The following is a 12894-nucleotide window of genomic DNA, read 5'->3' as shown; positions in this document are numbered from 1 at the left end:
AACGGCACCCGAAGGTGCCGTTCTTGTCAGCTAGCAGCGCAGATTACGCTTCGTCGCCGTGGTGTTGCTGGGTCTCGATTTTCTAGCAGATCTTCGGTGGCTGCACCGGCCAGCGTGGTTTTATCGGCCAGCAGCAGTGCTTGACGCTCTTCCACTTCCCACGCTTCTTTCTCTTTGCGTGCATCGTGAAAGGCTGTGCAACGGGCATAAAAAAACGGCACCCGAAGGTGCCGTTCTTGTCAGCTAGCAGCGCAGATTACGCTTCGTCGCCGTGGTGTTGCTGGGTCTCGATGTCCTGCAGCGCTTCGGCAGCTTCGCCAGCCATCGAGGCTTTCTCGGCCAGCAGCAGTGCTTGACGCTCTTCCACTTCCCACGCTTCTTTCTCTTTGCGTGCGCGGTGGAAGGCCAGGCCCGTACCGCCAGGAATCAGACGGCCGACGATGACGTTCTCTTTCAGGCCGCGCAGACCATCGCGCTTGCCCATGATCGCCGCTTCGGTCAGCACGCGGGTGGTTTCCTGGAACGATGCGGCCGAGATGAACGAATCGGTCGACAGCGATGCCTTGGTAATACCCAACAAGACGTTTTCGTAGGTCGCTGGAATCTTGTTCTCAACGGCCATGCGATCGTTCTCGTCCAGCAGTTCCGAACGCTCTACCTGCTCGCCAACGATGTAGTTGGTGTCGCCGGCATTGACGATCTGTACGCGGCGCAGCATCTGACGCACGATCACTTCGATGTGCTTGTCATTGATCTTCACGCCTTGCAGACGGTACACGTCCTGCACTTCGTCAACGATGTAACGTGCCAGCGCTTCGATACCCAGCAGACGCAGGATGTCTTGCGGATCGGCCGGGCCGTCCACGATCATCTCGCCCTTGTTCACGACTTGGCCGTCATGCACCAGCACTTGCTTGTCCTTGGTGATCAAGAACTCATGCTTGTTGCCGTCCATGTCCGTGATTTCCAGACGCTGCTTGCCCTTGGTTTCTTTACCGAACGCAACCGTACCCGTGACTTCCGCCAGCATACCGGCGTCTTTCGGCGAGCGCGCTTCGAACAGTTCCGCAACGCGTGGCAGACCACCGGTAATATCGCGCGTTTTTTGCGATTCGGTAGGAATACGTGCCAGCACTTCACCCACCGATACCTGTTGACCGTCCTTGACCATGATCAGCGCGCCGACCTGGAAGCCGATCGCCACCGAGTGTTCGGTGCCGGCGATCTTGACTTCTTCGTTCGCGTCGTTGATCAGCTTGACTTGCGGACGCAGGGTCTTGGTCAGCGAACCGCGACGTTTCGCATCGATCGCCACCAGGGTGGACAGACCGGTCACTTCGTCGACCTGACGGGCGACGGTGACGCCTTCTTCGACGTTCTCGAAACGCACTTGACCAGCGTATTCGGTAATGATCGGACGGGTCAGCGGATCCCACGTTGCCAGGGCCGTACCGGCCTTGATGACCATGCCGTCCTTGACGATCAGGGTCGCACCGTACGGTACTTTATGACGCTCACGCTCACGGCCGTGGTCGTCGGTAATCAGCACTTCGCCGGAACGGGAAATGACGATTTGCGCGCCCTTGCCGTTCGTCACGTAACGCATGGTTGCCGTGAAGCGGATGGTACCGTTCGACTTGGCTTCCACCGACGATGCCACTGCCGCACGCGATGCCGCACCACCAATGTGGAACGTACGCATGGTCAGCTGGGTACCAGGTTCACCAATCGACTGCGCTGCCACCACACCGACGGCTTCGCCGGCGTTGACCAGCATGCCGCGGCCCAGATCGCGGCCATAGCACTTGGCGCACAGGCCGAAGCGCGTGTCGCAAGTCAGTGGCGTGCGGACCTTGACTTCATCGATGGACAGACGCTCGATCTCTTCGACCATGTCTTCATCCATCAGGGTGCCGGCTTCGTACAGCGTTTCCTGGGTTTCAGGATTGACGACGTCATGCACCACCACGCGGCCGAGGATACGGTCACGCAACGGCTCGATGACTTCACCACCTTCGACCAGTGCCTTCATGACGGCGCCGTTCATGGTGCCGCAATCGTCCTCGATCACCACCAAGTCTTGCGTCACGTCCACCAGACGACGCGTCAGGTAACCGGAGTTCGCCGTTTTCAGCGCCGTATCGGCCAGACCTTTACGCGCACCGTGGGTCGAAATGAAGTACTGCAAAACGTTCAGACCTTCGCGGAAGTTCGCGGTAATCGGCGTTTCGATAATCGAGCCATCCGGTTTGGCCATCAGACCACGCATACCGGCCAACTGGCGAATCTGGGCTGCGGAACCGCGCGCGCCGGAGTCGGCCATCATGTAAATGGCGTTGAACGATTCTTGCGTCGACTTGGTGCCGTCGCGGCGGATCACGTCTTCGACTTTGAGCTGGTCCATCATGGCCTTGCCGACTTCATCCGAGGTTTTGCCCCAGATATCGACGACCTTGTTGTAACGCTCGCCGGCGGTCACGAGACCCGAGGCGTATTGCTGTTCGATCTGCTTGACTTCCGACTCGGCCGTCGCGATCAGGGTAACTTTTTGAGGCGGTACCAGCATGTCGTCGACGCAGATCGAGATACCGGCGCGTGTCGCCAGGCGGAAACCCGATTGCATCAGTTTGTCTGCGAACACCACGGTGGCGCGCAGACCGCACTTGCGGAACGACGTGTTGATCAGCTTGGAAATTTCTTTCTTTTTCAGCGCGCGGTTCAGGACGGAGAACGGCAGGCCTTTCGGCAGAATTTCCGACAGGATCGCACGGCCGATCGTCGTTTCGTAGCGGGTAACCGTTTTCTCGAATTCGCCCGTTTCGGCGTTTTTCGGGTATTCGGTAATACGCACGGTGACGCGGGTCGTCAGTTCGACTTCCTTGTTGTCGTAGGCGCGGATCACTTCCGACACGTCAGGGAACATCATCCCTTCGTTCTTCGCATTGATCGCTTCGCGGGTCGCGTAGTACAGACCCAGCACGATATCCTGCGACGGCACGATCGACGGTTCGCCGTTCGATGGGAACAGGATGTTGTTCGATGCCAGCATCAGGGTGCGTGCTTCCATCTGCGCTTCGATCGACAGAGGAACGTGGACCGCCATTTGGTCACCGTCAAAGTCGGCGTTGAATGCGGCGCAGACGAGCGGGTGCAGCTGGATGGCCTTGCCTTCAATCAGGACTGGCTCGAACGCCTGGATACCCAGACGGTGCAAGGTTGGTGCGCGGTTCAACATGATCGGATGTTCGCGGATCACGTCTTCCAGGATGTCCCATACGACCGGTTCCTGGATCTCGACCAGCTTTTTAGCGGCCTTGATCGTGGTCGCCAGACCCATCAGTTCCAGTTTATTGAAAATGAATGGCTTGAACAGTTCCAGTGCCATCAGTTTCGGCAAGCCGCACTGATGCAGTTTCAATTGCGGGCCCACGACGATGACCGAACGACCGGAGTAATCGACGCGTTTGCCCAGCAAGTTTTGACGGAAACGGCCGCCCTTGCCCTTGATCATCTCGGCCAAGGACTTCAACGGACGCTTGTTGGCGCCGGTCATCGCTTTGCCGCGACGGCCGTTGTCCAGCAGCGAATCGACCGCTTCTTGCAGCATGCGCTTTTCGTTGCGCGTGATGATCTCTGGAGCGCGCAGCTCCATCAGGCGTTTCAGGCGGTTGTTACGGTTGATGACGCGGCGATACAGATCGTTCAGATCCGAGGTCGCGAAACGGCCACCGTCCAGCGGTACCAGCGGACGCAGTTCCGGCGGCAGCACTGGCAGCACTTCCATGATCATCCAGTCAGGCTTGATGCCCGAACGTTGGAACGCTTCCAGCACTTTCAGGCGCTTCGCGTATTTCTTGATCTTGGCTTCGGATTTCGATTCCTTCAGTTCCACGCGCAGGGTTTCGGCATCGCGGTGGATGTCGATCGAGCGCAGCAGTTCACGGATACCTTCGGCGCCCATGAAGGCGGTGAAGTCGTCGCCGTACTCTTCGTACTTGGCCGCGTAGTCGTCTTCCGACATGATCTGGCACTTCTTCAGCGGGGTCATGCCTGGATCGGTCACGACGTATGCTTCAAAGTACAGCACGCGTTCGATGTCCCGCAGGGTCATGTCCAGGACCATGCCCAGACGCGACGGCAGCGACTTCAGGAACCAGATGTGCGCGGTCGGCGAGGCCAGCTCGATGTGGCCCATGCGCTCGCGGCGCACTTTGGCCAAGGTGACTTCGACGCCGCACTTTTCGCAGATCACGCCGCGGTGTTTCAGGCGCTTGTACTTGCCGCACAGGCATTCGTAATCCTTGATCGGGCCAAAGATCTTGGCGCAGAACAGGCCGTCGCGCTCAGGCTTGAAGGTACGGTAGTTGATGGTTTCCGGCTTCTTGACTTCGCCGTAGGACCACGAACGGATTTTCTCAGGCGAAGCGAGACCGATCTTGATTGCATCGAAGGTCTCGTTGGTCTGTACTTGCTTGAATAGATCGAGCAGTGCTTTCATGTATCACTCCAGAGGTGATTAAATTTCTATATTCCTGAGACTACATTGCCCGGCGTGGTTTCCCAGCCGGGCTTTGTGTTTCCCAAACCAAATGACAGGGTGCTGTCGTTTAGTTGCGTTCGAGGTCGATATCGATACCCAGCGAACGGATTTCCTTGACCAGCACGTTGAACGATTCCGGCATGCCGGCGTCGATCACGTGGTCGCCCTTGACGAGGTTCTCGTACACTTTGGTACGGCCATTCACGTCATCGGACTTGACGGTCAACATCTCTTGCAAGACATACGACGCGCCATACGCTTCCAGTGCCCAGACTTCCATCTCACCGAAACGCTGACCACCGAACTGGGCTTTACCACCCAGCGGCTGTTGCGTGACCAGCGAGTAAGGACCGGTCGAACGCGCATGCATCTTGTCATCGACCAAGTGATGCAGTTTCAGCATGTGCATGACGCCGACAGTGACCTTGCGCTCGAACGCTTCACCGGTGCGACCGTCATACATGGTCACCTGGTTTTTCGAAGCGGTCATGCCCAGGTTCTTGGCGATGTCGTCCGGATACGCCAGGTCCAGCATGCGGCGGATCTCTTCTTCATTGGCGCCGTCGAACACTGGCGTGGCGAATGGAACACCTTTTTTCAGGTTTTCCGCCAGCTTCATGATCTCTTCGTCGTCGAAGTCGTTCAGATCTTCCGCGCGGCCGTTGTCGTTGTAGATCGTCGTCAGGTACTTGCGCACTTGCTCGACCTTGGTTTGCGCCTTCAGCATTTCGCCGATGCGGATACCCAGACCCTTGGCAGCCCAGCCCAAGTGCGTCTCGAGAATCTGACCAACGTTCATCCGCGAAGGAACGCCCAGCGGGTTCAGCACAACGTCGGCTGGCGTGCCGTCGGCCATGTATGGCATGTCTTCCACAGGAACAATACGGGAAACCACACCCTTGTTACCGTGGCGACCTGCCATCTTGTCGCCCGACTGCAGGCGGCGTTTCACGGCCAGGTAGACCTTGACCATTTTTTGCACGCCTGGTTGCAGCTCATCGCCTTGCGTCAGTTTCTTGCGCTTCTCTTCGAAGGCCAGATCGAACTGGTGACGCTTCTCGTTGATCGATTCCTTGATCGCTTCCAGCGCTACCGCGGCATCGTCGTCCGCAGGGCGGATGTCGAACCAGTGGTATTTGTCCAGATCGGCCAGGTATTCCTTGGTGATCTTGGCGCCTTTGGCCAGCTTTTTCGGGCCGCCGTTGACAACTTTGCCGATCAGCATTTTTTCCAGACGCTGGAAGGCATCGCCTTCAACGATACGCATCTGGTCGTTCAAGTCCAGACGGAAACGTTTCAGTTCGTCATCGATAATTTGCTGGGCACGCTTGTCGCGCACAATGCCTTCACGGGTGAAGACTTGCACGTCGATCACGGTACCGATCATGCCCGAAGGCACGCGCAGCGACGTATCTTTTACGTCCGAGGCTTTTTCGCCGAAGATCGCGCGCAGCAGCTTCTCTTCCGGAGTCAGCTGGGTTTCGCCTTTTGGCGTCACTTTACCAACCAGGGTGTCGCCCGCTTGGACTTCCGCGCCGATGTAGACGATACCGGACTCATCCAGACGTGCCAGCTGATTTTCAGCCAGGTTCGAGATGTCGCGCGTAATTTCTTCCGCGCCCAGTTTCGTGTCACGGGCCACCACCGACAACTCTTCGATGTGAATCGAGGTGTAGCGGTCGTCCTTGACGACGTTTTCCGAGATCAGGATCGAATCTTCGAAGTTCAGACCATTCCATGGCATGAAGGCCACGGTCATGTTCTGGCCCAGCGCCAATTCACCCAGGTCGGTCGATGCGCCGTCGGCGATCACGTCGCGCTTGGCAACACGGTCGCCCACTTGCACGATAGGACGCTGGTTGATGTTGGTGTTCTGGTTCGAACGGGTGTACTTGATCAGGTTGTAGATGTCGACGCCCACTTCACCAGCTTGCGCTTCGTCATCATTGACGCGAATCACGACACGGCCCGCATCGATGTAATCGACGATACCGCCACGCAGCGCTTGCACGGTGGTGCCCGAGTCGACCGCAACGGTGCGTTCGATACCGGTACCGACCAGCGCTTTTTCCGGACGCAAGCAAGGCACGGCCTGGCGTTGCATGTTGGCGCCCATCAATGCACGGTTTGCATCATCGTGTTCGAGGAACGGAATCAGCGAGGCAGCGACGGAAACGATCTGGCCTGGCGCCACGTCCATGTACTGGATGCGCTCCGGGGAGACCAGGATGGTTTCGCCGGCTTCACGGGCCGAGACCAGTTCATCGGACAACATGCCGGCGTCGTTGATGGTCGCATTCGCCTGAGCGATGATGTAGCGGCCTTCTTCGATGGCGGACAGGTAGTCGATCTGATCGGTAATCTTGGAGCCTTCGACCTTGCGGTACGGGGTTTCCAGGAAGCCGTATTCATTCAGGCGGGCGTACAGAGCCAGCGAGTTGATCAGACCAATGTTCGGACCTTCCGGTGTCTCGATCGGGCAGACGCGGCCGTAGTGGGTCGGATGCACGTCGCGCACTTCAAAGCCGGCGCGTTCGCGTGTCAGACCGCCGGGTCCCAGAGCCGATACGCGGCGCTTGTGGGTAATTTCCGACAGAGGATTGGTTTGGTCCATAAACTGCGACAGCTGGGACGAACCGAAGAACTCGCGAATCGCAGCCGAAATCGGCTTCGAGTTGATCAGGTCGTGCGGCATCAGGTTGTCCGCTTCGGCTTGGCCGAGGCGTTCCTTGACGGCGCGCTCAACACGCACCAGGCCGGCGCGGAATTGATTCTCGGCCAGTTCGCCCACGCAACGTACGCGACGGTTACCCAGGTGATCGATATCGTCGACTTCGCCGCGGCCATTGCGCAGTTCCACCAGGATCTTGATCACGGCCAGCACGTCTTCGTTCGACAGGGTCATGGCGCCGGTCAGTTCATCGCGGCCAATGCGGCGGTTGAACTTCATGCGGCCCACGGCCGACAGGTCGTAGCGGTCCGAGTTGTAGAACAGGCCATTGAACAGCGCTTCAACGGAATCTTCCGTTGGCGGCTCGCCTGGACGCATCATGCGGTAGATCGCCACTTTCGCAGCCATCTGATCGGCGGTGTCGTCGATACGCAGGGTTTGCGAGATGTAGGCGCCCTGGTCCAGGTCGTTCGTGTACAAGGTCTGGATTTCGGAAATGTTGGCATCGCGCAGGCGGCCCAACAGATCTTCGGTCAGCTCATCGTTCGCGGAAGCGACGACTTCACCGGTGTCGCCATCGACGATGTTCTTCGCCAATACGCGGCCCAGCAGGTAGTCTTCCGGTACGGAAATGTGCTTGATGCCGGCAGCTTCGATATCACGCACGTGTTTCGCGTTGATACGCTTGTCTTTCAGCACCAGGGTCTTGCCCGACTTGTCGACGATGTCGAAACGCGCCACTTCGCCGCGCAGACGCTCGGAGACGAATTCCATTTCCGCGCCTTCGGAGCGCAGGTTGAAATTGTCGAAGACGAAGAAGTTCGCCAGGATTTGCTCGTGCGACATGCCGATGGCTTTGAGCAGGATCGTTACTGGCATCTTGCGGCGGCGGTCGACGCGGAAGAACAGGATGTCTTTCGGGTCGAACTCGAAGTCCAGCCACGAACCGCGGTAAGGAATGATACGCGCGGAGAACAGCAGCTTGCCGGACGAGTGGGTCTTGCCGCGGTCGTGCTCGAAGAACACGCCAGGCGAACGGTGCAGCTGGGAAACGATCACCCGCTCCGTGCCGTTGATCACGAACGAACCGGTGGTCGTCATGAGCGGCAATTCGCCCATGTAGACTTCCTGTTCCTTCATCTCTTTGACGACGGGCTTGGTTGGCGATTCCTTGTCCAGGATCACCAGGCGCACTTTCGCGCGCAGCGGCGACGCGAACGTCAGGCCACGTTGTTGACATTCTTTGACGTCAAAGGCAGGATCGCCCAAAACGTACGACAAGAATTCGAGACGCGCAAAACCATTGTGCGACACGATAGGAAAAATCGAGGTGAAAGCCGACTGCAGGCCATCATTCTTGCGGCCGGACGGTGCTATGTCCTCTTGCAAGAAGCTATGATAAGACTCGAGCTGGGTCGCCAGCAGGAACGGAACGTGGTGAACGTTGGCGCGCTTCGCGAATGATTTGCGAATGCGTTTCTTCTCAGTAAATGAGTAGTGCATGGACACTCCGTGAGTGACAGAAAGGATAGAAAATTCAGGTTTTGCAAGTGTTCGTTTGCACCGCTGCGTGTGACACAGACGAAACCTCAAGGCTCTGCTTTCCGGCTTGAATCGAATAAAAACTGCTGCTACAACTACATGACAAATACGATGCAGACGACAAAGGAGCCAAAGTCGGATTTCCCCCCTTGCGAGGGGAAACCTCAGACTTTGACTCGGGCGCTAACTGCCGCCGGTACAGATATTACTTCATCGAAGCGGTTGCGCCGGCTTCAACCAGTTTCTTCACTGCAGCTTCAGCGTCAGCTTTCGACACTGCTTCTTTCACAGTTTTTGGTGCGCCATCGACCAGGTCTTTAGCTTCTTTCAAGCCCAGGCCGGTGATTTCGCGAACTGCTTTAATGACGCCAACTTTGTTTGCGCCGAAGGTGTCCAGCACAACGTTGAACTCGGTTTGCTCTTCAGCAGCTGCTGCTGGGCCTGCTGCAGGACCGGCCGAAGCCATTGCTGCTGCGGACACGCCGAATTTTTCTTCGAATGCTTTAACCAGGTCGTTCAGGTCCATTACGGACATGGCGCTAACTGCTTCCAGGATATCGTCTTTGCTAATTGCCATTTTGAAACTCCTAAATTTATTACGTTAGTTACATCAGATTGGTACTGAGAGAAAAAAGCGCGCGCAATTAAGCGGCTGCTGGGGCTTCTTCTGCTGCTGCTTCTGCAGGAGCTTCGGCGCCTTCGCCTTTTTTCGCTGCCAGGGCAGCCAGACCACGTGCAAAGCCCGAAACCGGAGCCAGCATAACGCCCAACAACTGCGAAATGAGGACTTCACGGCTAGGAATGCTCGCCAACGCGGTGACAGCAGCTGTATCCAGCGGCTTGCCTGCGTAGTTACCTGCTTTGATGACCAGTTTGTCGTTGGTTTTAGCGAAGTCAGCGATGACTTTAGCTGCTGCAACGGCATCGGCCGAGATCGAGTAGATCAACGGGCCGGTCATGGCATCTGCCAGGCTGGCGAATGCGGTACCTTCAACGGAGCGACGAGCCAGAGTGTTTTTCAACACACGCAGGTACACGCCTTGGGCACGCGCTTTAGCACGCAGTTGCGTCAAGTGACCAACCTGGATGCCACGATATTCGGCCACGACGATCGTTTGCGCATTTGCTACTTGTGCGGAAACTTCGGCGACGACGGCCTTTTTGTCATTCAGATTGAGACTCACGGTCAACCTCCTTAAATGATGTTCAGCGATCACAACCGAGTGGTTGAGCGCCTTGCATCGGTTCGAACACGGCGTCCGAAGTCAAGAAGTACTAAACTGAGCGGATGGATTCACGCAGCATGAGGACTACAAAACTTGTTCGGGTACACCATCTGCGTTGGGCACTTGCCGTTGCCGGCAAGCCTATTAACCTTCTGCATGTGCAATCGCAGTCGGCCCAACGGTCTTTGATTGTCTGCCTGCCTGATGTGAACACCAGGCAGACAGCCCAAAGATGCGCCCGCAGCGCCCGAAGGCGCTACAGGACTTGATTCTGTTACTTAAGCTGCCAGGCTAGCCTGGTCAACACGGACGCCAGCGCCCATGGTCGACGACAGCGAAACTTTGCGCAGGTACACGCCTTTGCTCGATGCTGGCTTGGCTTTGTTCAGTGCGTCGATCAGTGCGACCAGATTCGACTTCAGATCTGCGTCAGCGAACGATTTACGGCCGATGGTAGCGTGGATGATACCGGATTTGTCGGTACGGTACTGAACTTGACCGGCTTTCGCGTTTTTCACGGCGGTAGCGACGTCAGGAGTAACAGTGCCAACTTTCGGGTTAGGCATCATGCCGCGTGGGCCCAGGATCTGACCCAGGGTACCAACGATACGCATGGTATCTGGCGAAGCGATGACGATGTCGAAAGGCATGTCGCCGGCTTTGATCTGCTCAGCCAGGTCTTCCATACCAACGATGTCGGCGCCAGCTGCTTTAGCAGCTTCCGCTTTTTCGCCCGACGCGAAGACTGCCACGCGTACGGTTTTGCCGGTACCAGCTGGCAGCACGACGGAGCCGCGCACCACTTGGTCGGATTTCTTAGGATCAACACCCAGTTGTACCGATACGTCGATCGATTCATTGAACTTGGCCGTTGCGCACTCTTTGATCAGAGCGACAGCGTTGTCGAAAGCGTACACTTTGGTACGGTCGACTTTGGCTTTCAAAGCCTTGATACGTTTGGATAACTTAGCCATTATACAACACCTTCCACCGTGATACCAATCGAACGAGCGGAACCAGCGATGGTGCGTACAGCAGCATCCATGTCGGCAGCGGTCAGATCAGGGGTTTTCAATTTAGCGATTTCTTCAGCTTGTGCGCGGGTCAGCGTACCGACTTTGTCGGTATGTGGCTTCGGCGAACCTTTGGTGATCGCAGCAGCTTTTTTGATCAGGTAGGTTGCTGGAGGCGTCTTCATCACGAAGGTGAAGGACTTGTCAGCGAACGCGGTGATCACGACTGGGATCGGCATGCCTGGTTCCATACCTTGGGTCTGCGCGTTGAACGCTTTGCAGAATTCCATGATGTTCAGACCGCGTTGACCCAGAGCTGGACCGATTGGTGGGGATGGGTTTGCTTTACCAGCTGGCACTTGCAGCTTGATAAAACCAATGATTTTCTTTGCCATGATGGCTCCTATCTTGGATTGAGTAGTAGCGCCCCGCCGATCCTACCCTGGCGGGGCTCCTCTGACCGGATTTTGCTGTTACTACCGCAACGCTCCTGGTGGCGCTTTCAAACCTACTGCGCGGCGCGATTTGCGGCTTCCGATGCTCACTGTGCATTTGCACAGCTCCGCTTCTCAGCCACAACCCACATCCGCTCGCTACGGTTTTGTGAACCGCCTTAAACTTTTTCGACCTGGCCGAATTCGAGCTCTACCGGGGTAGCGCGGCCGAAGATGGTGACCGAGACGCGCACTTTGGATTTCTCGTAATTGACTTCTTCGACATTGCCGTTGAAATCGGTGAACGGACCATCCTTGATGCGTACCTGCTCGCCCACCTCGTACAAGGTTTTCGGACGGGGCTTTTCAACGCCTTCCTGCATCTGCTTCATGATGCCGTCGATTTCGCGCGCGGAGATCGGCGTCGGCTTGTTCGACTTGCCACCAATGAAACCGGTAACCTTGCTGGTGTTCTTGACCAAGTGCCAGCTCTCGTCCGTCATTTCCATTTCAACCAGCACATAGCCAGGATAGAAACGACGTTCGGTGACGGACTTCACGCCATTCTTGACTTCGACAACTTCTTCGATCGGCACCAGGATCTGGCCGAACTGGTCTTGCATGCCCGCGCGCTCGATGCGCTCGGTCAGTGCGCGCATGACGCTTTTTTCCATGCCGGAATAAGCATGCACGACATACCAGCGCTTGCTGCTCACTGGCACGCTCAGCGCTGCACCAGTATCCGCTGCCGGAGCGTCGCCCGGAACGGACTCTTCCGCCGCTTCATCATGCACATTTTCGCTCATTATTTTTTCCAACCCAGAATTACGTCATACAACAAAAACTCGAGCAATTTATCCGTGCCCCACAGGAAAATCGCCATGACCAGCACAAAGGCAAACACGATCGCGGTAATCTGCGTGGCTTCTTTGCGGGTAGGCCAAACGACTTTCTTGGTTTCGCGCACAGCTTCTTTGGCGAAATTGAGAAATTCACGGCCGGTCGTCGAGACATACAAGAGCGCAACAGCAATAACCAAACCAGCCACAAGCGCGCTTGCACGCACCAGAGCTGGTTGGCCTGCCAGGTAATAAAACCCGACTACTCCTGCAATCGCAGCCACTATTGCCAGCGCGACTTTTATCTTGTCACTCGACGTGCTAACGGTTTGCACGGATTGATTTGACATTTTTCTACTTTCGGTGCCCTGCACCTTGACGGTGGCAGGGACGGAGGGCATCGAACCCCCAACCTTCGGTTTTGGAGACCGACGCTCTGCCAATTGAGCTACGTCCCTACGTAAAACTTTCGAGGAGTGCTATTCTACCACCCAGGACGCCCCGGGTGGAAGCATAACATTTCCTTATGCGATGATTTTTGCAACCACGCCGGCGCCGACGGTACGGCCGCCTTCGCGGATAGCGAAGCGCAGACCTTCTTCCATCGCGATCGGGTTGATCAGCTTGAC

The 12894-nt window shown here is 56.8% G+C and carries 8 protein-coding genes, 1 tRNA gene and 1 pseudogene; all 10 read right to left on the bottom strand.

From position 1 onward, the window contains the following. Positions 1 to 256: 256 nt before the first annotated feature. On the bottom strand, positions 257 to 4498 hold the full coding sequence (gene rpoC, locus IGS60_RS27130; RefSeq protein WP_034753138.1) for a DNA-directed RNA polymerase subunit beta': 4242 nt from the start codon (positions 4496 to 4498) through the stop codon (positions 257 to 259). A 109-nt stretch (positions 4499 to 4607) separates the two neighbouring features. After that, a complete protein-coding gene (gene rpoB, locus IGS60_RS27125; protein ID WP_070223392.1) occupies positions 4608 to 8714 on the bottom strand; it encodes a DNA-directed RNA polymerase subunit beta in 4107 nt (1368 codons plus the stop codon). A 244-nt stretch (positions 8715 to 8958) separates the two neighbouring features. Further along, on the bottom strand, positions 8959 to 9330 hold the full coding sequence (rplL, locus tag IGS60_RS27120) for a 50S ribosomal protein L7/L12 (RefSeq protein ID WP_070223390.1): 372 nt from the start codon (positions 9328 to 9330) through the stop codon (positions 8959 to 8961). Between the two features lie 67 nt (positions 9331 to 9397). After that, positions 9398 to 9937 carry a 50S ribosomal protein L10 gene (rplJ, locus tag IGS60_RS27115; RefSeq protein ID WP_034753621.1) on the bottom strand — a complete coding sequence of 180 codons (540 nt, stop codon included), beginning with the start codon at positions 9935 to 9937 and terminating at the stop codon, positions 9398 to 9400. Between the two features lie 320 nt (positions 9938 to 10257). Then, on the bottom strand, positions 10258 to 10953 hold the full coding sequence (gene rplA, locus IGS60_RS27110; RefSeq protein ID WP_034753134.1) for a 50S ribosomal protein L1: 696 nt from the start codon (positions 10951 to 10953) through the stop codon (positions 10258 to 10260). Then, positions 10953 to 11387 carry a 50S ribosomal protein L11 gene (gene rplK, locus IGS60_RS27105; protein ID WP_034783246.1) on the bottom strand — a complete coding sequence of 145 codons (435 nt, stop codon included), beginning with the start codon at positions 11385 to 11387 and terminating at the stop codon, positions 10953 to 10955. Before rplK ends, rplA begins: the two co-directional genes overlap by 1 nt. A 218-nt stretch (positions 11388 to 11605) precedes the next feature. Continuing rightward, positions 11606 to 12232, bottom strand: coding sequence for a transcription termination/antitermination protein NusG (gene nusG, locus IGS60_RS27100; protein ID WP_070223388.1), 627 nt, complete (start codon positions 12230 to 12232; stop codon positions 11606 to 11608). Further along, entirely contained in the window at positions 12232 to 12615 is a 384-nt protein-coding gene (secE, locus tag IGS60_RS27095; protein ID WP_010394308.1) for a preprotein translocase subunit SecE, read from the bottom strand. Before secE ends, nusG begins: the two co-directional genes overlap by 1 nt. A gap of 32 nt (positions 12616 to 12647) precedes the next feature. Then, positions 12648 to 12723, bottom strand: a tRNA-Trp gene (locus IGS60_RS27090). Positions 12724 to 12789: 66 nt separating this feature from the next. Beyond that, positions 12790 to 12894 (bottom strand): annotated as a pseudogene (locus IGS60_RS27085) (elongation factor Tu); the annotation flags it as partial.

The sequence above is a fragment of the Janthinobacterium sp. FW305-128 genome (genome assembly GCF_020858135.1).
Taxonomy (GTDB): Bacteria; Pseudomonadota; Gammaproteobacteria; order Burkholderiales; family Burkholderiaceae_D; genus Janthinobacterium.
This window is presented reverse-complemented; position numbering and strand designations above follow the sequence as displayed.

Bases quoted from the DNA above. Each gene is read 5' to 3' on its own strand.
- rpoB (WP_070223392.1), bottom strand. From the start codon at position 8,714: ATGCACTACTCATTTACTGAGAAGAAACGCATTCGCAAATCATTCGCG.
- rpoC (WP_034753138.1), bottom strand. From the start codon at position 4,498: ATGAAAGCACTGCTCGATCTATTCAAGCAAGTACAGACCAACGAGACC.
- rplK (WP_034783246.1), bottom strand. From the start codon at position 11,387: ATGGCAAAGAAAATCATTGGTTTTATCAAGCTGCAAGTGCCAGCTGGT.
- rplA (WP_034753134.1), bottom strand. From the start codon at position 10,953: ATGGCTAAGTTATCCAAACGTATCAAGGCTTTGAAAGCCAAAGTCGAC.
- rplL (WP_070223390.1), bottom strand. From the start codon at position 9,330: ATGGCAATTAGCAAAGACGATATCCTGGAAGCAGTTAGCGCCATGTCC.
- secE (WP_010394308.1), bottom strand. From the start codon at position 12,615: ATGTCAAATCAATCCGTGCAAACCGTTAGCACGTCGAGTGACAAGATA.
- nusG (WP_070223388.1), bottom strand. From the start codon at position 12,232: ATGAGCGAAAATGTGCATGATGAAGCGGCGGAAGAGTCCGTTCCGGGC.